Raw genomic sequence first — 20,234 nt, 5'->3', positions numbered from 1 at the left:
ACATCATGAACCCTAACTATCTGGATTTCGAACAGCCAATCGCCGACCTGGAAGCCAAGATTGAAGAGCTTCGGATGGTTGGCAATGACACCGACATCAATATTACCGACGAGATCACCCGGCTGAAGAAGAAGAGCGTCAGCCTCACAGAGAGCATTTTCTCCGATCTCAAGCCCTGGGACGTTGCCCGACTGGCTCGCCATCCCCGCCGGCCCTACACCCTGGACTACATCGAATCCATGTTTGAGGATTTTGATGAGCTGCACGGCGACCGCCGTTATGCAGACGACCTGGCCATCGTGGGCGGCACTGCCCGGTTGGATGACAAGCCGGTGATGGTGATTGGTCATCAGAAGGGCCGGGAAGTGCGGGACAAGGTCAAGCGTAACTTTGGTATGCCTCGCCCGGAGGGGTATCGCAAGGCCCTGCGCCTGATGGAAATGGCTGAGCGGTTCAAGATGCCCATTCTTACGTTCATCGATACACCGGGCGCCTATCCCGGCATTGGTGCGGAAGAGCGTGGGCAGAGTGAGGCCATTGCCTTCAACCTGGCCGTGATGTCCCGCCTCAAGACACCCATTATCTCCACGGTGATCGGTGAGGGCGGTTCCGGTGGCGCGTTGGCCATCGGTGTCTGTGACCAGCTGAACATGCTGCAGTATTCCACCTACGCGGTGATTTCCCCAGAGGGCTGTGCGTCGATTCTCTGGAAAAGTGCCGAATACGCTGCCCAGGCGGCGGAGGCCATGGGTGTTACGGCTGACCGGCTCAAAGATCTGGGGCTGGCGGATAACGTCGTAACCGAGCCCCTCGGCGGTGCTCACCGCAACCCTGAAAAAATGTCGGAATCCCTCAAAGAGGTTCTGGCGAAAGGCGTCGCTGAGCTCAGCCGCCTGCCACTGGATGAGCTGGTATCCCGCCGCTACGAGCGGCTGACCCGCTATGACACCGGGCGCTGAGCCCGGTTCCGGATTCCACTGGCCGGAGGCGCTTTGCGCCCCGGTCAAAGAACTCCCAGATCACTCCCGCCTGTGGGTTGCCCTTAGCGGCGGCCTGGATTCGACACTGCTATTACACCTTGCAGTCCATTGTCATGGCCGCACCGGAACCGTGCGGGCAGTGCACATCAATCATCAACTTCAGCCGAACGCATCCGATACCGAGTCGTTTTGCCGCGACCTGTGTGATCGTCTGGGTGTGCCGCTGGTGGTGGAGCGGGTAACTGTTGCTGCAGCAGGGAATGGGGCTGGCGGTGGTGGCATCGAAGAGGCGGCCCGCAAGGCGCGGTATTCCGCATTCGAGGCACTGATGCAGCGCAGGGACCTGCTTTTGATGGCTCACCATGGTGATGATCAGGCGGAAACGGTTCTGTTCCGGATGCTGAGGGGTAGTGGCGTGGCAGGACTGGCAGGCATGCCGGCCAGTCGCGCACTGGGCCCGGCCATGCTTGCCCGGCCTCTCTTGGGTTTTGAGCGGGCCGAGCTTGAGCACTGGGCGCGATCCGCCGGCCTGGCATGGATTGACGATCCCAGTAATACCGACCAGCGATTCGACCGGAACTTTCTGCGCCACACCGTGCTACCGCTTCTACGCGAGCGCTGGCCGGGACTGAATCGCAGGCTCCGGCACACGGCAGAGTCCTGCGCCGAAAGCGAAGCGCTTAACCGTAAGCTGGCGGCTATGCAGTGGCAGGCTGTAGGCGGCGATCAGGACTGTCTGCCCGTCGATGGTCTGAAAACACTGCCTCTGGCGGAGCAGAAAAATCTGATTCGTTGGTGGGTTCGGGAACGCGGGTTTCATGCGCCCACGATTTCTGACTGGCAGCAGGTCATTCAGGACCTGTTGTTTGCAGGGGAAGACCGGGAGCCGGAGTTCCGGTCCGACGGCTTCAGTCTGCGCCGTTTTCAGGGCGATGTTTACCTGGTTCCCGATCACTCGCCTCTGCCGGAGGTTCCCCTTGCTCTGGAGCCCGGTCCCGGGCTGAACTTTGGCGAATGGTTCCTCAGGCTGGAACCTGCCGTTACCCCGGAAAGGCCATTGCCGCCAATACGGATATTTACGAGGCAGGGCGGTGAGCGGGTACGTTTCCGTCCCGATGGTCCGTCCCGTTCGCTCAAAAAGTGGCTGCAGGAGGTCGCCGTTCCACCCTGGGAAAGGGCCCGTCTGCCGCTGGTTTTCGCGGGTTCCGGGGACGCAGCAGAGCTCATTGCCGTTGGCGATTTATGGTGTTCTGAGCAATACTCGGGAGGCGCCCATGCCGCCGGTTGGCGGCTGGTTGTAGAGCGGGAATGTGATTGAGTCAATGGGGCCTTTCTGGTAGTCTGGCGTCCCATCTTGAGATGACAATCTCCCTCCTTCACCGAACCAGACAATCACGGAATCTGCATGACGCGTTATATTTTCGTCACCGGCGGTGTCGTGTCCTCCTTGGGGAAAGGTATCGCATCAGCCTCACTGGCTGCGATCCTCGAGGCACGCGGCCTGAAGGTCACTATTCTCAAGCTGGACCCGTACATCAACGTGGACCCCGGCACCATGAGCCCGTTCCAGCACGGTGAGGTTTTTGTCACCGAGGATGGCGCGGAAACAGACCTCGATCTGGGCCACTATGAGCGCTTTATCCGCTCCCCGATGAGCAAGCGCAACAACTTCACCACCGGCCGGGTTTACGAAGAAGTGATCCGCAAGGAGCGCCGTGGTGACTACCTGGGCGGAACCGTTCAGGTGATTCCCCACATCACCGACGAAATCAAGCGGCGGGTCGTTGAAGGTGCCGCCGGAGCCGACGTGGCGCTGATTGAAATCGGTGGTACCGTGGGCGATATTGAATCCCTGCCGTTCCTCGAAGCCTGTCGTCAATTGAAGGTCGAAGTCGGCCCCCAGCGGGCGCTTTTCATGCACCTGACCCTGGTTCCGTACATTGCTACTGCTGGCGAAATCAAGACCAAGCCCACCCAGCACTCGGTCAAGGAAATGCGCTCTATCGGTCTGCAGCCGGATATCCTGCTGTGCCGCTCCGAGCACGAGGTGGACGCCAGTTCACGTCGCAAGATTGCCCTGTTCACCAACGTCGAAGAGCGGGCGGTTATTCCTCTCCAGGATGCCAAATCCATTTACGCCATTCCGCGCATGCTCTATGAGCATGGCCTGGATCAGCTCGTTATCGAACGATTCGGTCTGGATGCACGTCCTGCGGACCTCAGCGAGTGGGACAATGTTGTTGAATCACTGATGAATCCGGAGCAGGAAGTGACCATTGCCATGGTTGGCAAGTACATGGAGCTTCTCGACGCGTACAAGTCCCTGATCGAATCCCTGCTGCACGCCGGCATCAAGACCCGCACCAAGGTCAATATCAACTACATCGATTCCGAAGACATCGAGCGTGATGGCACCGGTGCGCTGGCCAGTGCCGACGCGATTCTGGTGCCGGGCGGTTTCGGTGAGCGCGGCGTGGAAGGCAAGATCCGCACAGTCCAGTATGCCCGTGAGAACAAGGTGCCTTACCTGGGTATCTGTCTGGGTATGCAGGTTGCAGTTATTGAGTACGCCCGCAACGTGGCAGGTCTCAAAGAAGCACACAGTACGGAATTCCGCACTCACACGCCGGAACCAGTGGTTGGCCTGATCACCGAATGGCTGGACTCGACCGGAGAGCGTGAAGAGCGCACTGAAGAATCCGATCTGGGTGGGACCATGCGTCTTGGCGCCCAGGACTGCGTTCTCACCGAAGGTTCCACCATTGCCAACTGCTATGGCAAGAAAACCATTCGCGAGCGTCATCGCCACCGTTACGAGGTGAACAACCATTTCCTGCCGAGGTTGGAAGAGGCTGGTCTCCAGATTTCTGGTCGTTCGACCGATGGCCGCCTGGTAGAAGTTGTTGAGGCGCCGGACCACCCCTGGTTTGTCGCCTGCCAGTTCCATCCGGAGTTTACCTCCACGCCCCGCGACGGCCACCCGCTGTTCAGGGGGTTCGTTGAGGCAGCACTGGCCTGCAAGAAAGGATCCTGAGTATGGCGCAGAGCACTGTAAACGTATCGGGAATCGACGTCGCCAACCACAAGCCGTTTGTGCTCTTTGGTGGCATGAACGTCCTCGAGTCGCCGGAACTGGCCATGGAAGTGGCCCAGGCTTATGTTGAGGCTACCGGCAAGCTGGGTATTCCCTACGTTTTCAAGGCGTCTTTTGATAAAGCCAACCGGTCGTCTGTGAATTCCTTCCGTGGCCCCGGCCTGGAGAAAGGTCTTCAGATACTGGCGGACATCAAGAGCAAGTATGGTGTGCCCATCATCTCGGACGTTCACGAGCCAGCCCAGGCGGCTCCGGCAGCCGAAGTCTGTGACATCATCCAGCTGCCGGCTTTCCTGAGCCGCCAAACGGACCTGGTGGTCGCTATGGCGAAAACCGGTGCGGTGATCAACATCAAGAAGGCCCAGTTCCTGGCTCCCCAGGAAATGAAACACATCATCACCAAGTGCGAGGAAGCCGGCAACGATAAGGTGATCCTGTGTGAGCGGGGCAGCAGCTTCGGTTACAACAACCTGGTTGTCGACATGCTGGGCTTTGGCATCATGAAGGCCATGAACGTGCCGGTGATGTTCGATGTGACCCACTCCCTGCAGATGCCGGGCGGACGAGCCGATTCCGCCGGCGGCCGCAGGGCCCAGGTGACGGATCTGGCTTTGGCAGGTATGTCCCAGGGCCTGGCTGGCCTGTTCCTCGAGGCCCATCCGGACCCGGACAAGGCCAAATGCGATGGCCCCTGCGCTTTGCGGCTCAGTCAGTTGGAGCCCTTCTTGCAGCGGGTGAAAGCTGTGGATGATCTGGTAAAAAGTTTTAAACCTATCGACACCGCCTGATTGGCGGTGTTGGCGTTTTACGCGGACTATGGGAGCGAGCGGGAACGGCCCTGCGAAAATGTAGAGGGCCATGGATGGCCCGAAACAAGCGCACAGGGATGTGCTTGTAGCGGTTTTCGCAGGGCCGTTCCCGCTCGCTCTGGCTCCCGAATTTGAACATGAACTTGGAGACAGAGAAGAATGACCAAGATTGCCAACATCAAAGGCCGTGAGGTGCTGGATTCCCGCGGTAACCCTACTGTCGAAGCAGACGTTATCCTTGAAGACGGAACTATTGGAAGCGCATGCGCTCCCTCTGGAGCGTCTACCGGTTCACGCGAGGCTCTTGAGCTGCGTGACGGTGACGCTTCCCGTTACCTTGGCAAAGGTGTTCTGAAGGCAGTTGAAGCCGTGAACAGCAAGATCCGTGATGCACTGGTCGGCAAAGACGCTGCCGATCAGCGTGCTCTGGATCAGATCATGCTGGACCTCGACGGTACCGAGAACAAGGCCAACCTGGGCGCCAACGCCATCCTGGCAGTTTCCCTGGCGGCGGCCAAGGCAGCGGCAATCTCCCTGGGCAAGCCCCTTTATGCGCACATTGCGGACATCAACGGTACCTCTGGGAAGTTTTCCATGCCGGTACCGATGATGAACATCCTGAACGGTGGCGAGCACGCGGATAACAACGTTGATATCCAGGAGTTCATGGTTCAGCCGGTTTCCGCCAAGAGCTTCTCTGAAGCCCTGCGTGTTGGCGCGGAGATTTTTCACAGCCTGAAAAAAGTGCTGAAGGCCCAGGGCCTGAACACAGCGGTTGGCGATGAGGGTGGTTTTGCTCCCAACCTGCCCTCCAACGAAGCCGCGCTGGCGGTGATTCAGGAAGCGGTCGAGAAGGCCGGTTACAAGCTGGGTACCGATGTGACGCTGGCCCTGGACTGTGCGTCCTCCGAATTCTACAAAGATGGCCAGTACCAGCTGTCCGGTGAAGGCAAGAGCTTCGATTCCGAAGGCTTTGCCGACTACCTGGCGGGTTTGTGCGAGCGTTACCCGATTGTCTCCATCGAAGACGGTATGGATGAGAGCGATTGGGATGGCTGGAAAGTTCTGACCGACAAGCTCGGAAGCAAGGTTCAGCTGGTGGGCGACGATCTGTTCGTTACCAACACCAAGATCCTCAAGCAGGGTATCGATAAGGGTGTGGGTAACTCTATCCTGATCAAGTTCAACCAGATTGGCAGCCTGAGCGAAACCCTCGATGCCATCAAGATGGCACAGGATGCCGGCTTCACTGCTGTGATTTCCCATCGCTCCGGTGAAACCGAGGACACCACCATTGCCGATCTGGCGGTGGCCACCTGTGCCGGCCAGATCAAGACCGGTTCCCTGTGCCGCTCCGATCGTGTTGCCAAGTACAACCAGCTGCTGCGTATTGAAGAGGCCCTGGAAGGCAAGGCGCCTTACCGCGGCCTGAGCGAGATCAAGGGGCAGGGCTGATCGACTGATCTGACCGGTTCTGGCAAAGTGTCAGGCCGGCAATCGGCGAAAAACTGTTAAGGCCATCGTGTTCCGGATGACAATCTGGATGCGATGGCCTTTTTGTACAGGCAGTTAGAAGAATTTGTTGCTAATCTACTCTAAGGTCTATACTCAACGTCCGGCGTTGGTATTTTGATTGATTGAATTTTGAACGGAATCGGCAATGAAGTTGCTCTGGACCATAATGGTGGTTGTGATTCTCCTGCTGCAGGTGCGCCTGTGGGTCGGGGAGGGCAGCTTTGCGCAGGTATGGGCACTCGAGCAGTCCATCGCCGAGCAACGTGAAGAAAATGCCGAGCTGGCTACCCGCAATGAACGTCTTTATGCCGAAGTCAGGAATCTGCGTAACGAGCAGGGCGCCGTTGAAGAGCGGGCCAGAATGAACCTCGGCCTGATAAGAGAAGACGAGACCTTTTTCCTGGTTGTTGAAAACTGATTGTCTATGCCTGCTCCGAGACTTTGGCTGATTGTTCCTGCCGCCGGCATCGGCCAGCGTATGCAGGCTGAGCAACCGAAACAGTACCTTCGGATCGACCAACGTTTCATTCTCGACATCACCCTTTCCCGACTGATGGATTCCGCGCCTTTTTCCGGCTGCATGGTGCCATTGCATCCGGCCGATCATTGGTGGCCCGATACCGAAGCCAGCGGAGATAACCGAATCCAGACCTGCACCGGCGGTTCCGAAAGGGCGGGTTCGGTGTTGTCGGCACTGCATGCCATGGCGGAACAGGTCAGTGATGATGACTGGGTTCTGGTTCACGATGCGGCACGGCCATGCCTTCATACCCGGGATCTGTGCAATCTTATTGACCAACTCTACAACCACACTGTCGGGGGCCTCCTGGCTTCGCCAGTGGCCGACACCCTCAAGAGCGCCGGCACCGGCGAGCTGCCCGAGGTTTCCGGGACGGTGGATCGCACAAATTTGTGGCGGGCGTTAACGCCTCAGATGTTTCGCTATCGTATTCTGGTGGAGTCCCTCGAAGCTGCCCTTGCCAGGGAACTTCCGGTGACTGATGAGTCCTCTGCCGTGGAGTTTTCCGGTAACATGCCGGTGCTGGTAGAAGGGCGGCCGGACAATATCAAGATCACCGTACCCGCGGATCTGGCACTCGCAGGCTTTATTCTTAGCCGGTTCTGAACGTTCGGAGTTTTCCGGAGCACATTATGCGTATTGGTCAGGGCTTTGATGTCCATGCCTTCTGTGAAGGCGATTCTGTGATTATTGGCGGTGTAAGCATTCCCCATGCCCATGGGCTTAAGGCTCATTCCGATGGTGACGTGCTGCTGCATGCGTTGGCGGATGCGCTACTTGGCGCTGTAGCACTTGGTGATATCGGACATTTTTTTCCGGACACCAGTGATGAGTGGGCGGGTGCCGACAGCCGCGATCTTCTGCGTCGGGTCATTAGCCGTGTTCGCGACGAAGGTTTCAGCGTGGTGAATGTAGATACCACCATCATCGCTCAGGCTCCGAAAATGGCGCCTCACATTGATGCCATTCGTCTAAATATTGCGGAAGACCTGGGCGTGTCCGCCAGTCGTGTGAGCGTAAAAGCCACGACCACGGAAAAACTCGGTTTTACAGGGCGGGGTGAAGGCATCGCCTGCCAGGCCATCTGCCTGCTTGAACCGGTGGATTCGTGAGTCAGTGGCGTCTTGACTGGCCCACATCTGGCGGTGGCCGTATTGCTTCTGGTCGTTTAAAGACAACGCCCGGCGATTTCATTGTCGACGAGTTACTGGAATTTCCGGAAAGCGGCTCTGATGTTGACGCAGACGCAACTCCGGGCAGTGGAGAACATCTCTGCCTGAAACTGGAGAAAGTGGGCGATAACACGGAGTATGTCGCTCGCGAACTGGCCAGAATGGCGGATTGTCGGAACTTTGATGTCGGTTTTTGCGGTCTCAAGGATCGGCATGCGGTAACACGCCAATGGTTCAGTCTCTATCGACCAGGGTGTGAAGCCCAGGACGCCTCGTTGATTGAGGATATTGCCGCTCGCTGGCCCGTTCTGGCGGCCTCCCGACAGGCGCGGAAATTACGTCGAGGAGAGCACAGGGGCAATGGCTTTGTTGTCACCCTGAGAGCCGTTACCGGGGAGCACGAGGTCATTGATCGTGCCCTGGCGCGTCTGGCAGATATTGGCGCTCCCAATTACTTTGGTCCCCAGCGGTTCGGCAACGGCGGCGCAAACCTTGACCGGGCGGTGCACCTGGATCCCGCCACCCTGAACCGTCGGAGCCGATCTGGCGGAAAAGGCCGCGGCGGCAAAAAGCGTGCTGGCAGCGACGGCTCGAAAAACGTATTGTATTTTTCGGCGGCGCGCTCTTGGCTGTTTAACGAGGTGCTCGCAGCTCGGGTAGAAGATGGTAGCTGGGCTGAGGCAGGGGCGACAGGGCCCCTTTGGGGTGACGGCGGCACGACTGCTTCCGGGGCGCTGGAAACTCTTGAACGGGACATTGTTGCGCAAACCCCGGGTCTGGCAAGCCTGTTCTCGGTCACCCGGATGAAACCGGAGCGACGGCCCCTGGCGGTAAAGCCAGGTAGGCTCTCCTGGCAGTGGCTGGCTGAGGACAGCCTGGAACTGACGTTTGTTCTGTCACCCGGCCAGTACGCCACAACGATTTTGAGTGATATTTTCGAGCTTGAGGACATGAGCCTCAGCCGACATAACGAACAACAAGGCTAGCGGAGAACACTGTGCGTATTCTGTTGTCGAACGATGACGGCGTTCATTCGCCGGGGCTTATCGCCCTGTTCGAGGGATTGAAGGGCCTGGGTGAGCTGGAGGTCGTGGCCCCCGATCGGGATCACAGCGGTGCCAGTAACGCCCTGACCCTCAATCGCCCCCTCACCGTGGAAGAGCATCCAAACGGGTTCCGTTCCGTGGATGGAACGCCCACAGACTGTGTTCATCTGGCGGTCAACGGGCTGTTCAAAGAGCCATTCGACAGGGTGGTTTCCGGGATAAACACCCATGCCAACCTGGGCGATGACATTATCTATTCAGGTACCGTTGCCGCAGCCACCGAAGGGCGTCACCTTGGCCTTCCGGCCATTGCCGTTTCCCTGGTTAACGATGGCCACTTTCACTACGAAACAGCTGCCCGGGTGATCCGGATGCTCCTCGAAAACGAGCGCCCCCTGGCGCTTGGGCCGCGCTCCATTCTTAATGTGAATGTCCCGGACGTACCCTGGGAGGAGCTGGCTGGAATCCGGGTGACCCGCCTGGGCCACCGGGAGCGGGCTGAAGGCGCGGTTCCGATGACCTGTCCCCGCGGTAAGGAGCGTTACTGGATCGGGGCCGCCGGTGTGGGCGGTGATGCAGGTCCGGGTACGGATTTCAACGCCGTCCGCGAAGGCTATGTCTCGGTGACTCCGGTACATATCGACATGACCCGGCATGAGGCGCTGTCCCGGCTCCGGGACTGGGTCGACACCCTGGAGGATTCGCTGGAGGGCCGGGGATGACCGCTCAGCTCGAAGGCATCGGGATGACCTCCCGACGCACCCGGATGCGACTGGTCCAGCGCCTCAGGGAAGCCGGCATCGAATCGGACCGGGTACTTGAGATTATGGGGGAGGTGCCACGGCACATCTTCCTGGATGAGGCCCTGTCCCATCGCGCTTATGAAGATACATCCCTGCCGATCGGCTATGGTCAGACCCTGTCCCAGCCCTACATTGTGGCGCGGATGACGGAATTGATGCTGGCCCATGGGCCTGCACGGGTGCTGGAGCTGGGAACCGGATCAGGCTATCAGACCGCGGTGCTCTCCCGTCTCTTTTCCGAAATCTACAGCGTTGAGCGTATCAAGGCGCTGCAGGACCGGGCCCGGGACCGATTGCGCCAGTTGAACGCCAGAAACGTGTTCCTGAAACACGCTGACGGTGGCATGGGCTGGCCCGAGCGCGGCCCTTTCGACGGCATTATCGTGACCGCTGCGCCAATTGAAGTTCCCGGCGAATTGCTCGCTCAGCTGGCCGACGGTGGCATTCTGATTGCGCCAGTGGGCGAAGAGAATCAGGTATTGGTGGAGGTTACCCGCAGGGGCGATCGTTTCGATCACAAGGAGCTGGAACCGGTCCGGTTTGTCCCGCTCCTGGGCGGGGTTGTCCGATAGTTATGGTTGACTCTGCAGTACTCAGCTCCGACGTAGATAGCGAAACCGCCCGTAACCATCATCCTGCAGCAGTATTTCTGCGGGGCATTGCAATGGGAGCCGCTGATATCGTTCCGGGTGTGTCCGGAGGCACCATCGCATTCATAACCGGTATCTATTTCCGGCTGCTGGAGGCGATCAACGCTGTTCCCGGAGCGGTCTTTCGCCAGCTGTTTCGGGGCCAGTTCAGGGCTTTCTGGAACGCCGTCGATGGAACCTTTCTGGTCTGTCTGCTGGCGGGCATTCTGACCAGTATTGCCACTCTGGCTTCAGCCATCAGTTACTTGCTGGTGGCGTATCCGATCCTGATCTGGAGCTTTTTCTTTGGCTTGATTGTCGCCTCGGTGTGGCATGTGGGGCGCCAGGTCCGGCGTTATACGCCCACACTACTGATTCCGCTGCTGGTAGGCATTGCTATCGCCTGGTGGGTAACCACCCTTTCCGCCAGCGAGGTCTCGCCTTCCGCTCTGGCATTTTTCGGCGCCGGCGCCCTCGCCATCTGTGCCATGATTCTTCCCGGCATCTCGGGCAGTTTCATTCTGGTGATTATTGGCATGTATGCGCCCGTGCTGGCGGCGATCAAATCGTTCGAGGTGGGCATTCTGTTGCTGTTTATGGCAGGTTGCGTGGTGGGCCTGTTATCCATCGCCCGCCTGATCACCTGGGCGTTTCATCATTTCCATGATCTGGTGCTCGCTTTGCTGACCGGCTTCATGATCGGCGCGCTCAACAAGGTCTGGCCCTGGAAAGAAACACTCAGTTGGCGGGAAAACAGCTCTGGTGAAAAGGTGCCCCTGAATGAGGCAAGTATCTGGCCCTGGACCTTCGCGGAACAGGCAGGGCAGGACCCCAAGGTGTTTTTCGCAGTGCTTATGGCACTGGCTGGTTTTGGTTTGGTTCTGCTTGTGGAATGGATTGGTTCCAGGCGCGGATATGTCTCATCGTCGACGTAAATCGGGGCGATTGTGGTGCCAGAGTGTTACCTGACGCACAAAATGGGTGTTTCGTGAGGTAACAAGGATGGCCGGGGAGTAACTTGGCTTCCTGCGAGAAATGTGCAATATATTAGCAAGTTACTATAAAAAGTTTAGAAACTGCTTCGACAACCAAAATGGTTTATATGGATTTTTCATAACTGGGTCAGTTTTATTCCTGTGAGATTTTTGCGTGGGCTAGTCAATGCCGTTTTACCGGTGTCCCCGCGGTTCCTTTCCGGTGCCTCTGAATCCTCTCGCCCTGCGGAAAAAACGCCGACCAGCCTTTTGATTCTCCTTCCCCTGATTGCCTTGCTGCTTTTGTCTGGCTGCAATACCCCCGCGCTCTACCAGGATGATATATACAATCCCCCGGTCTACTGGGGCCGGCACGTCGTCCAGCCTGGCGAAACCCTTTACAGCATAGCCTGGCGGTATGGTCGGGACTATCGGGAGCTGGGTGATGCCAACGGGATTGGTCCACCCTGGAACCTCAAGGCAGGGCAGGTGCTTCGCCTGGATCTTCGTGGAAATGTAACCTCCGGCAGTCAGACTACTACTGCCAGCAAACCGGCGACCTCGGTCACCAGAACGCCGAGCCGGGCTTCGCCGCCCAAGCAGACAGCTGCCACGGCACCAAAACCTGCGGTAACCAGGGCGCCTAGTAAGGGTGCGCCGCTGGCTTCCCAGACCCAGACCGTGGCTCGAATCGAATGGCGCTGGCCTCACGTTGGCACTGTAATTGCTGGATATTCAACATCCGGAAAAGTCAATAAAGGTATTGATATTGCCGGGCAAGCCGGGGATGCTGTAAGGGCTGCGGCCACCGGGAATGTGGTCTATGCCGGCAACGGGTTGCTTGGATACGGCAATCTGATTATCGTGAATCATAATGAGCACTATTTAAGTGCTTACGCTCACAACCGGAAGATTCTGGTGCAGGAAGGGGAGGATGTGAAAGCCGGGCAGGTGATCGCAGAGCTCGGTAGCAGTGGCGCTGAACGACCCATGTTGCATTTTGAGATTCGCAAAAACGGCAATCCGGTTGACCCAGTCCATTATCTGCCACCGCGCTAATAAATAACGCAGTCAGCAGGCTGCGCAGATCCCACACGCCGGCACTGACAAAAAACCGCGTTCGCAAGAAAAACAAAAACGGTATAAGGCCACTACAGGCCGACCAACAAAATGTCCTGAAGAAAAAGCACGAATACAAAGACGTCCGCAATAAAAAGAAGTATCGGACGAACATCCAGGATTATTGAGAGGCGGGGCAAGACAAATGTCAGCAGAGCAAGAAGACATCATCATTGATCGCGTGTCGGACATGGACGATGCCGAGGATCAACTGTTAGCTGAAGAGAAAGTCGATAAAGAGGCCACCGAAGAAGTGGCTGAAGTCGAAGAGGATTTTCCCACCCAGGGACGTTATTTCACCAGTCAAAAACAGCTGGATGCCACTCAGCTGTATCTCAACGAAATCGGTTTCTCACCACTCCTGACGCCGGAAGAAGAGGTCTACTTTGCCCGCCTGGCGCGCAAGGGAGAGGAGTCCGGCCGCAAGCGCATGATCGAGAGCAATCTTCGTCTTGTAGTCAAGATTGCCCGTCGCTACGTGAATCGGGGCCTGACGCTGCTGGACCTGATTGAGGAGGGCAACCTAGGTTTGATCCGGGCGGTTGAGAAGTTTGATCCGGAGCGTGGCTTCCGCTTCTCCACTTACGCCACTTGGTGGATTCGCCAGACCATTGAGCGGGCCATCATGAACCAGACCCGCACCATCCGTCTGCCGATTCATGTGGTTAAGGAACTCAACCTCTACCTGCGTGCGGCGCGGGAGCTGACCCAGAAACTGGATCATGAGCCGTCGGCCGAAGAAATCGCTAGAATGGTCGACAAGCCGGTAGCTGATGTGAAGCGCATGCTTGGTCTGAATGAGCGTGTGGCGTCGATGGATACGCCCATTGGTACCGGTGGCGAAAAGTCGCTGCTGGATACCGTAGCCGATGAGGGAGCGTCAGATCCGGCGGATCTCCTGCAGGACAACAACATGTGTTCCTGCCTGGAAAAGTGGATCGATCAGCTCAGTGACAAGCAGCAGGAAGTTCTGTCACGGCGGTTTGGTCTTCGGGGTTATCCGGTCAGTACGCTTGAGGAAGTGGGGCAGGAAATCGGTCTTACCCGTGAACGCGTGCGGCAGATTCAGGTTGAGGCGCTTCGTCGCCTTCGGGAAATTCTGGAGAAGGAAGGCTTGTCCGGAAACCTGCTCTTCAAGTAAAACCCTTCTGATATTCCGATCGAAAAGCCGGCCAGGATATTCCTGGCCGGTTTTTTTGTGTTTCAGGATCGCTGCAAATGAGAACCAGGTTGCGCACTGGCCGCCAGCCTCATTGATAGAATGCCGTGACCGGGCGGGGATAAGGGTGTCGAAACCCGGTGCACGAATGAAACACGTCAATAATAACGATCGAAAAGGAAAGGACTATGAAGAAGGCTCTTACAACCGGCTTTGCCTCTGTGCTTATGACAGCGCTGCTGTCGGCACCGGCTGCTGCGATCACCGTGGAAGGTGTTGATGTTCCGGATACCTATTCAGCCATGGATACCGAACTTAAGCTTAATGGCGCAGGTACCCGCTCCAAGTGGTTCATGGATCTGTATGTCGGAGGCCTGTATGTCCCGGAGACCATCGACGATGGTGAGGCAGTGATCAACGCGGATGAACCCCAGGCAATTACTCTGCATATCATTTCCGGCATGATTACCAGCGAACGCATGACCGAGGCCACACTGGAGGGTTTCGAAGCCTCCACCGACGGCGATATGGCGTCTATCCAAGAGGATGTGGACCAGTTCATGGCGGTGTTCCGGGAAGAGATCACCGAGGGTGACGTATTTGACTTGGTGTATCTGCCGGGAGAAGGCGTCCGGGTCCTCAAGAATGGTGAGCACAAGGACACCGTTGGCGATCTGGCCTTCAAAAAGGCCCTGTTTGGAATCTGGCTGTCAGATAAACCGGCTCAGAAGGACCTGAAGGAGAAAATGCTCGGCCAGCGGTAACCCCGGGCCTCGCTTCTGAAAGTAAAAAGCCGGCGCAATGCCGGCTTTTTATCAACCTGAATTCACAGATAATCCCGTTTCTGCTTGAACTCGCACAGGTCTTCAATGATACAGGCGCCGCATTTTGGCTTTCGGGCGGTACAGGTATAACGTCCGTGCAGAATCAGCCAGTGGTGCGCGTCCAGCAGGAACTCTTTCGGCACCAGGCGCATCAACCGGTTCTCCACTTCGAGAACGTTCTTGCCCGGGGCGATGCCGGTGCGGTTCGACACGCGATAGATATGGGTGTCCACCGCCATTGCCATGTGGCCGAACGCGGTATTCAGCACCACATTTGCGGTTTTGCGACCGACACCTGGTAATGCCTCAAGATCTTCCCGGCGTTCCGGTACCTGGCCATCGTGTTTGTCAATCAGAATGCGACAGGTCTTGATCACGTTCTCGGCCTTGCTGTTAAACAGGCCAATGGTTTTGATGTATTCCTTGAGGCCGTCAACCCCCAGGGCGAGGATGGCCTCTGGCGTGTTGGCTACCGGGAACAGCTTGTCCGTTGCCTTGTTGACACCCACATCCGTGGCCTGGGCCGATAGGATAACCGCAATCAGCAGCTCGAACGGGCTGGAATAGTTCAGCTCGGTGGTCGGGTTGGGGTTGGCCTCCCGGAGACGGGTGAAAATCTCAATGCGTTTCTGTTTGTTCATCAGCTCTCAGTCTTCTGCAACCAGGGGATCAGGAAACGTTCCCGGTAACCCGGACCCGCTTGCTGCCCGCTGCCACGGGTGCTGGTTCATTGGCTTTGCGGCGTTCTTCCAGGTGATTGTCGATCCCGTTCTTGAGGGCGATCAGCAGGCCGAGGCCCACAAACGCGCCTGGCGGAAGAATCATGAACAGCATGTCCGGGTAATTGTCGAACGGGCGTACCACCCAGTCAGCGGCAACGGGGCCGAGCAGCAGGTGCATGTCGACAAACAGAGTGCCCTGTCCAATGAGCTCCCGTATGCCGCCCAGAACCACCAGAACCGCCAGAAAACCGAGGCCCATCATGGCACCGTCCAAGAGTGCCGGAAGCGGTGGATTCCTTGAGGCGAAGGCGTCGGCTCGGCCAAGAATGGCACAGTTGGTGACGATCAACGGGATAAAAATGCCAAGGATGAGGTACAGCTCATAGGTAAAGGCCTGCATCAGCAGCTCGGCGCAGGTCACGAACGAGGCGATGATCATCACAAATGCGGGCAGACGCACGGATTCGCTCACGAAATTGCGAATCAGCGAGACTGCGAGATTGGATCCCATGAGCACCATGAGTGTGGCCAGGCCCAGCCCGATGGCGTTGACAACGGTACTGGTCACGGCCAGAAGAGGGCAGAGCCCAAGCACCTGTACGAGGGCAGGGTTGTTGTCCCAGAGCCCGTCCCGGACGATTTCGCTGGATGATTTGGTTGCCATGATCAGGAATGCTCCGTATTGGACGATTCGCCGGCAATCGCTTCAGGGTTCAGGATGTTGTCTCTCGGTGACGGCTCTTCATTGAGCCGCTCCCGGATAATCTGACGATTTTCCCGGAAGTAGATCAGTGCCTTCTGAACAGCTTTTACCACAGCCCTTGGCGTGATGGTGGCGCCAGTGAACTGATCGAATTCTCCGCCATTCTTTTTGACGTTCCACTCCCGATGCGGGGGCTTGCCCAGAGAGCGGCCATCAAAGCTCTTGATCCAGTCGGATTTTCGGGTCTCGATCTGGTCTCCCAGCCCCGGCGTTTCTTTATGGTTGGTTACCCGGACGCCGAGAATGGTGCCCTCCATGTCCACGCCCACTAGCAGATGTATTTTTCCAGAGTACCCGTCCGGTGCAACCACGGGCATGATCATGCCAATGGGTCGTTCGTCCTGTCTCGCCACCCAAACGGTCAGAGGGCCGGGTTGCGCGAGCCGCTCGCTGGCGGGTAGCTGCACGGTGTCCCGGAGCAGATCGTTATTGTGCCGGCTTTCCGGAATGATTTCATAGAGGGCCTGGGCCTCGGCACGGGCCGCCTGCTCACGAATGCGCTCTTCGGTGGCCACCTGGGTCACGGCGATGGTGCCACCGGTGATAACGGCAAACAAGCCGAGGCCGATGGCGCTGCGACGGATGGACTGTGCAACTGCAGCCATGATTATCCCTGACTCCCCGGTACACCCCGGCGGGGCTTGTGATGCCCGTATGTCCGCGGGGGTGTGTAATGATCGATGAACGGTACCGCAAAATTCATTAGCAAAACGCTGAACGCCACGGCGTCCGGATAATTGCCCCAGGTGCGGATCAGGTAGATCAGGATGCCAATCCCGGCTCCGTAGATCAGTTTTCCCTGGTGGCTGGTGGCGGCCGAAACCGGATCGGTGGCGATAAAGAACGCACCCAACATGGTTCCGCCCGCCAGCAGATGCAGGGAGAGCGGCGTGTAGAGATCGGGGTTGCTACCAAAAGCCAGGCTCATCACGATCAGACCGCCAAGAAACCCGGCCGGAATATGCCAGCTGATAATGCGCAGGCCGATGAGTAGCAGACCCCCGGCGAGGAACGCTGCATTGACCCATTCCCAGCCCTTCGCAACACCCTCACCAAAGGTCGGGTGGTTGAGAACCTCGGCCGCGGTATGGGTGGTGATCTTGTGTTTGTATTCATCAAGCGGGGTTGCCATGGTCCAGCCGTCAACCGCTGTTTGCTGGCCGGAGGCAATGGTCGCCAGGGTCTCGCCAAAGCCCGGTGCACCGTCCCAGAGCATGGCGGGTCCCGCCCAGTTGGTTGTCATGGCCACCGGAAATGAGACCAGAACTAGGGCGTAGCCCACCATGGCGGGGTTGAACGGATTTGAACCCAGCCCGCCATACAGCTGTTTGGCAACAACGATGGCTGAAATCACCGCGACGGCTGAGACCCACCAGGGCGCAAACTGAGGCAGTGACAGGCCCAGCAGAAGGCCGGTGACGGCGGCGGTGTTGTCTTTGATAAAGAATGCGACTGGCTTCTTTCTGAGCTTGAGCAGGGCAGCTTCGGAGGCAATGGCAACGGCGATACAGAAGACCACATTGATCAGGTTGCCCCAGCCAAAAAACAGCGTCTGGGCCAACAGGCCAGGCAAGGCCGCAATAAGAACCCACAACATCACGCGGGATGTTGGCCGGGCCTTGTGGGCGTGTGGCGATGACTGCTGAACGAATGCCATGGATGTGGTGCCTGATCTCGGTTAGTGGGTTGGCTGGGATTCAGTTGAACCGGCGGCCAGCTTTTCTCTGGCTTCAGACAGCGCATCTTCAGCCCGTTGTACCCGGTCGTGGTTCTTGGCCACGGCCCTCTCCAGCTTTTCTACGTTGTCGGCCTGCTGGGCTTTGGCGTCATCAAGCATGCCCTGCATGGTGTCCAGTTTGGACTGAGCCTGGCTCAGCTGCTTTTCGAGGGCCTCAATATCCGGTTTTTGCTCTGCAGGCGGGGCACTGGGGGCCGGCGGCGCACTGGCGGCAGGTGGCTGAGATGCCTCGGCCTTTGCTTTCTTGCGGGCCAGAGCCTGTTCAACCAGGGCTGACTTGGCGGCCCGCTCATCAACGGCCTCACCCTCGACTGCGGCCTTTTCCGCTTCGGCCTGTTTCTTGGCCGCCGCTTCGGCAGCGGCTTTCGCGCGCTCCTTGCGCCTCAGCTCTTTCTCCTGCTGCTCCCGCTCAAGGCGCGCCTGGCGGGCTTCGAAGCGTTCACGAGCCCTGTCTGACTTGAGCTGTTCCGCCTGTTGCGCACGAATCTCGCCCTTGGCGAATCGATAGTACTGAACCAGTGGAATGGAGCTCGGGCAAACGTAGGAGCAGGCTCCGCATTCAATACAGTCAAACAGGTTCAGGTGCTCTGCTTTCTCAAATTCGGTGGCCTTGGCGTGCCAGAACAGCTGTTGAGGTAATAGCTCCATGGGGCACACTTCGGCGCACTGCCCGCAGCGAATGCAGGGTTGCTCCGGCGGCGGTGTCGGCAATTCAGCGGCGGTTGCGGCGATCACACAGTTGGTGGTCTTGATTACCGGTACTGCTTCTGTTGTCAGCGTGTAGCCCATCATGGGGCCGCCAAGGACCAGCCGGCTGACGGCGTCCTGGTTAACGCCGGCTTGCTTCAGTAGATGCTCAATCGGCGTGCCAATAAGGGCTTCGAAATTGCCCGGTTCCCGGACGGCTTCCCCGGTGATGGTAACCACACGGGAGATAAGCGGTGTTCCCTCAAAGACCGCCTGTGCCACGGCCACGGCAGTCCCGATGTTCTGGCACATCACGCCGATATCGGCTGGAATGCCACCGCTGGGTACTTCCATGCCGGTCAGTATCTGGATCAGCTGCTTCTCACCACCCGAGGGGTACTTGGTCGGCACAACGGCTATTTCGGTCTGGGTGCCTTCGGTGGCTTTTCGAAGTGCAGCAATGGCCTCGGGCTTGTTGTCCTCAATGCCGATCACGCAACGTTCGGGGCGCAGAATCCAGGCCATGATTTTCAGGCCGGCAACCACCTCATCGGCCTTTTCCCGCATGGTCATGTCGTCAGCGGTGATGTAGGGCTCGCATTCGGCACCGTTGAGGATGAGCGTGCTTACTTTGCGGTCCCTTGGTGGCCGGAGTTTGATGTTGGTGGGAAAGCCGGCTCCACCCATGCCGGAAATACCGGCGTCACGGATGATCTGCAGAACCTGGTCCCGCTCCAGCGAACGATAATCCTTCACGGGATTGCGCTGGCACCACTGGTCTTCGCCATCCGGTTTCAGGGTGATGCACCGATCCGCCATACCCGAAGGATGGGGCACAGGGTAGTCTGCGATGCTTTCAATGACGCCGGATGTCGGGGCATGAACGGGAACGCCCATGCCCGTTTTCACATCGGCAATTTGCTGGCCCTTTAACACTCGTTCGCCCACCTCAACAACGGCTTCGGCTGGATCCCCGATATGTTGCTGAAGTGGCAGGATCAGGTAGCCCGGCAAGCCGGCGTTGCGAATCGGGCGGGCTGTTGAAAGCTCTTTGTGTTCCGGAGGATGAATGCCGCCGGAGAAGTCCCAGAGTTGAGTCATCAGGCGCTGGCTCCCTGGCGATCGGTGGCAATGAGTCCGGATTTGGGCGGTGTCCAGGTCCAGGTGCGAATGTCTGGTTCCACTGTCACCATATCGATGCAGTCCACCGGGCAGGGATCAACGCACAGATCACAGCCGGTGCATTCGCTCTCAATCACTGTGTGCATGTGTTTGGCGGCGCCAAGAATGGCATCCACGGGGCAGGCCTGGATGCACTTGGTGCAACCGATGCACTCGTCTTCGCGAATAACGGCAACCCGTTTGACCTGCTCAACACCATGCTCGGCGTCCAACGGTTCCGGCTCCACATCCAGCAGGTCTGCCAGTGCCTTGATAGTGGACTCGCCGCCTGGTGGACACTTGTTGATGGGGCCGCCTTCGGCAATGGATTCGGCATAGGGCCGACAGCCGGGATAGCCGCACTGGCCGCATTGGGTCTGGGGCAGAAGGGCATCGATCTGGTCGACTAGGGGGTTGCCTTCTACCTTGAATCGTTCGGCGGCAAATCCGAGCAGGCCGCCGAAAACAACGGCAAGGGCCAGAAGAACCACAACGGCAACAAGAACGCTTGTCCACATA

General features: G+C 58.1%; 21 protein-coding genes. 15 read left to right on the top strand and 6 right to left on the bottom strand.

From position 1 onward, the window contains the following. Window positions 1-5: 5 nt before the first annotated feature. From accA to A8B84_RS18920, 15 genes are all read left to right on the top strand, one after another. Window positions 6-959, top strand: a complete 954-nt coding sequence (gene accA, locus A8B84_RS18990; protein ID WP_008172897.1) for an acetyl-CoA carboxylase carboxyl transferase subunit alpha — start codon at window positions 6-8, stop codon at window positions 957-959. Further along, complete coding sequence (tilS, locus tag A8B84_RS18985) at window positions 943-2,298, top strand: tRNA lysidine(34) synthetase TilS (protein ID WP_064230544.1); 1,356 nt, start codon at window positions 943-945, stop codon at window positions 2,296-2,298. The genes accA and tilS overlap by 17 nt, the downstream gene beginning before the upstream one ends. 87 nt (window positions 2,299-2,385) lie before the next feature. After that, entirely contained in the window at window positions 2,386-4,014 is a 1,629-nt protein-coding gene (locus tag A8B84_RS18980) for a CTP synthase (RefSeq protein ID WP_064230545.1), read from the top strand. A gap of 2 nt (window positions 4,015-4,016) precedes the next feature. Then, complete coding sequence (gene kdsA, locus A8B84_RS18975) at window positions 4,017-4,862, top strand: 3-deoxy-8-phosphooctulonate synthase (protein WP_064230546.1); 846 nt, start codon at window positions 4,017-4,019, stop codon at window positions 4,860-4,862. Window positions 4,863-5,042: 180 nt separating this feature from the next. Beyond that, window positions 5,043-6,338 (top strand): phosphopyruvate hydratase, encoded by a 1,296-nt coding sequence (gene eno, locus A8B84_RS18970; RefSeq protein WP_064230547.1) that lies wholly within the window; start codon window positions 5,043-5,045, stop codon window positions 6,336-6,338. 205 nt (window positions 6,339-6,543) lie between these two features. After that, entirely contained in the window at window positions 6,544-6,816 is a 273-nt protein-coding gene (locus A8B84_RS18965; RefSeq protein ID WP_064230548.1) for a septum formation initiator family protein, read from the top strand. A 6-nt stretch (window positions 6,817-6,822) separates the two neighbouring features. Continuing rightward, entirely contained in the window at window positions 6,823-7,524 is a 702-nt protein-coding gene (gene ispD / locus A8B84_RS18960) for a 2-C-methyl-D-erythritol 4-phosphate cytidylyltransferase (protein ID WP_064230549.1), read from the top strand. Window positions 7,525-7,550: 26 nt separating this feature from the next. Further along, window positions 7,551-8,030 (top strand): 2-C-methyl-D-erythritol 2,4-cyclodiphosphate synthase, encoded by a 480-nt coding sequence (gene ispF / locus A8B84_RS18955; RefSeq protein ID WP_064230550.1) that lies wholly within the window; start codon window positions 7,551-7,553, stop codon window positions 8,028-8,030. After that, entirely contained in the window at window positions 8,027-9,076 is a 1,050-nt protein-coding gene (truD, locus tag A8B84_RS18950; protein WP_064230551.1) for a tRNA pseudouridine(13) synthase TruD, read from the top strand. The genes ispF and truD overlap by 4 nt, the downstream gene beginning before the upstream one ends. Window positions 9,077-9,087: 11 nt before the next feature. After that, on the top strand, window positions 9,088-9,858 hold the full coding sequence (surE, locus tag A8B84_RS18945) for a 5'/3'-nucleotidase SurE (RefSeq protein ID WP_064230552.1): 771 nt from the start codon (window positions 9,088-9,090) through the stop codon (window positions 9,856-9,858). After that, window positions 9,855-10,511, top strand: a complete 657-nt coding sequence (locus tag A8B84_RS18940) for a protein-L-isoaspartate(D-aspartate) O-methyltransferase (protein ID WP_064230553.1) — start codon at window positions 9,855-9,857, stop codon at window positions 10,509-10,511. The genes surE and A8B84_RS18940 overlap by 4 nt, the downstream gene beginning before the upstream one ends. A 2-nt stretch (window positions 10,512-10,513) precedes the next feature. After that, on the top strand, window positions 10,514-11,503 hold the full coding sequence (locus A8B84_RS18935; protein ID WP_064230554.1) for a DUF368 domain-containing protein: 990 nt from the start codon (window positions 10,514-10,516) through the stop codon (window positions 11,501-11,503). A gap of 309 nt (window positions 11,504-11,812) precedes the next feature. After that, window positions 11,813-12,601: a peptidoglycan DD-metalloendopeptidase family protein gene (locus tag A8B84_RS18930; protein WP_227512898.1), complete on the top strand. Its 789-nt coding sequence runs from the start codon at window positions 11,813-11,815 to the stop codon at window positions 12,599-12,601. A gap of 205 nt (window positions 12,602-12,806) precedes the next feature. Continuing rightward, window positions 12,807-13,802 (top strand): RNA polymerase sigma factor RpoS, encoded by a 996-nt coding sequence (gene rpoS, locus A8B84_RS18925; RefSeq protein WP_064230555.1) that lies wholly within the window; start codon window positions 12,807-12,809, stop codon window positions 13,800-13,802. 206 nt (window positions 13,803-14,008) lie between these two features. Beyond that, window positions 14,009-14,584 (top strand): chalcone isomerase family protein, encoded by a 576-nt coding sequence (locus A8B84_RS18920; RefSeq protein ID WP_064230556.1) that lies wholly within the window; start codon window positions 14,009-14,011, stop codon window positions 14,582-14,584. A 62-nt stretch (window positions 14,585-14,646) separates the two neighbouring features. Here the strand turns inward: A8B84_RS18920 and nth are convergent, their stop codons facing one another. From nth to rsxB, 6 genes are read right to left on the bottom strand one after another with little or no spacing between them, the layout of a single operon-like run. Further along, window positions 14,647-15,285 carry an endonuclease III gene (gene nth / locus A8B84_RS18915; RefSeq protein WP_064230557.1) on the bottom strand — a complete coding sequence of 213 codons (639 nt, stop codon included), beginning with the start codon at window positions 15,283-15,285 and terminating at the stop codon, window positions 14,647-14,649. Between the two features lie 28 nt (window positions 15,286-15,313). Further along, the gene (locus A8B84_RS18910) at window positions 15,314-16,030 is read right to left on the bottom strand and encodes an electron transport complex subunit E (RefSeq protein ID WP_064230558.1); all 717 of its coding nucleotides are present in this window, start codon (window positions 16,028-16,030) and stop codon (window positions 15,314-15,316) included. Between the two features lie 2 nt (window positions 16,031-16,032). Continuing rightward, entirely contained in the window at window positions 16,033-16,734 is a 702-nt protein-coding gene (gene rsxG, locus A8B84_RS18905) for an electron transport complex subunit RsxG (RefSeq protein ID WP_064230559.1), read from the bottom strand. Window positions 16,735-16,736: 2 nt separating this feature from the next. Further along, window positions 16,737-17,786 (bottom strand): electron transport complex subunit RsxD, encoded by a 1,050-nt coding sequence (rsxD, locus tag A8B84_RS18900; protein ID WP_064230560.1) that lies wholly within the window; start codon window positions 17,784-17,786, stop codon window positions 16,737-16,739. 21 nt (window positions 17,787-17,807) lie between these two features. Further along, window positions 17,808-19,655: an electron transport complex subunit RsxC gene (gene rsxC, locus A8B84_RS18895; protein ID WP_064230561.1), complete on the bottom strand. Its 1,848-nt coding sequence runs from the start codon at window positions 19,653-19,655 to the stop codon at window positions 17,808-17,810. Next, window positions 19,655-20,233 carry an electron transport complex subunit RsxB gene (gene rsxB / locus A8B84_RS18890; protein WP_064230562.1) on the bottom strand — a complete coding sequence of 193 codons (579 nt, stop codon included), beginning with the start codon at window positions 20,231-20,233 and terminating at the stop codon, window positions 19,655-19,657. Before rsxB ends, rsxC begins: the two co-directional genes overlap by 1 nt. Window position 20,234: the final 1 nt, after the last annotated feature.

The organism is Marinobacter sp. EhC06, from assembly GCF_001650915.1.
In the GTDB taxonomy this organism is placed as follows: domain Bacteria; phylum Pseudomonadota; class Gammaproteobacteria; order Pseudomonadales; family Oleiphilaceae; genus Marinobacter.
The sequence above is the reverse complement of the archived record's forward strand: the minus strand, read 5'-3'. Positions and strand labels throughout refer to the sequence as shown.

Coding starts and splice junctions, on each gene's coding strand:
- rsxC (WP_064230561.1), bottom strand. CDS start 19,655: ATGACTCAACTCTGGGACTTCTCCGGCGGCATTCATCCTCCGGAACAC.
- ispF (WP_064230550.1), top strand. CDS start 7,551: ATGCGTATTGGTCAGGGCTTTGATGTCCATGCCTTCTGTGAAGGCGAT.
- nth (WP_064230557.1), bottom strand. CDS start 15,285: ATGAACAAACAGAAACGCATTGAGATTTTCACCCGTCTCCGGGAGGCC.
- accA (WP_008172897.1), top strand. CDS start 6: ATGAACCCTAACTATCTGGATTTCGAACAGCCAATCGCCGACCTGGAA.
- A8B84_RS18940 (WP_064230553.1), top strand. CDS start 9,855: ATGACCGCTCAGCTCGAAGGCATCGGGATGACCTCCCGACGCACCCGG.
- A8B84_RS18965 (WP_064230548.1), top strand. CDS start 6,544: ATGAAGTTGCTCTGGACCATAATGGTGGTTGTGATTCTCCTGCTGCAG.
- rpoS (WP_064230555.1), top strand. CDS start 12,807: ATGTCAGCAGAGCAAGAAGACATCATCATTGATCGCGTGTCGGACATG.
- rsxD (WP_064230560.1), bottom strand. CDS start 17,786: ATGGCATTCGTTCAGCAGTCATCGCCACACGCCCACAAGGCCCGGCCA.
- kdsA (WP_064230546.1), top strand. CDS start 4,017: ATGGCGCAGAGCACTGTAAACGTATCGGGAATCGACGTCGCCAACCAC.
- A8B84_RS18935 (WP_064230554.1), top strand. CDS start 10,514: ATGGTTGACTCTGCAGTACTCAGCTCCGACGTAGATAGCGAAACCGCC.
- rsxB (WP_064230562.1), bottom strand. CDS start 20,233: ATGTGGACAAGCGTTCTTGTTGCCGTTGTGGTTCTTCTGGCCCTTGCC.
- eno (WP_064230547.1), top strand. CDS start 5,043: ATGACCAAGATTGCCAACATCAAAGGCCGTGAGGTGCTGGATTCCCGC.
- A8B84_RS18910 (WP_064230558.1), bottom strand. CDS start 16,030: ATGGCAACCAAATCATCCAGCGAAATCGTCCGGGACGGGCTCTGGGAC.
- A8B84_RS18980 (WP_064230545.1), top strand. CDS start 2,386: ATGACGCGTTATATTTTCGTCACCGGCGGTGTCGTGTCCTCCTTGGGG.
- ispD (WP_064230549.1), top strand. CDS start 6,823: ATGCCTGCTCCGAGACTTTGGCTGATTGTTCCTGCCGCCGGCATCGGC.
- tilS (WP_064230544.1), top strand. CDS start 943: ATGACACCGGGCGCTGAGCCCGGTTCCGGATTCCACTGGCCGGAGGCG.
- A8B84_RS18920 (WP_064230556.1), top strand. CDS start 14,009: ATGAAGAAGGCTCTTACAACCGGCTTTGCCTCTGTGCTTATGACAGCG.
- rsxG (WP_064230559.1), bottom strand. CDS start 16,734: ATGGCTGCAGTTGCACAGTCCATCCGTCGCAGCGCCATCGGCCTCGGC.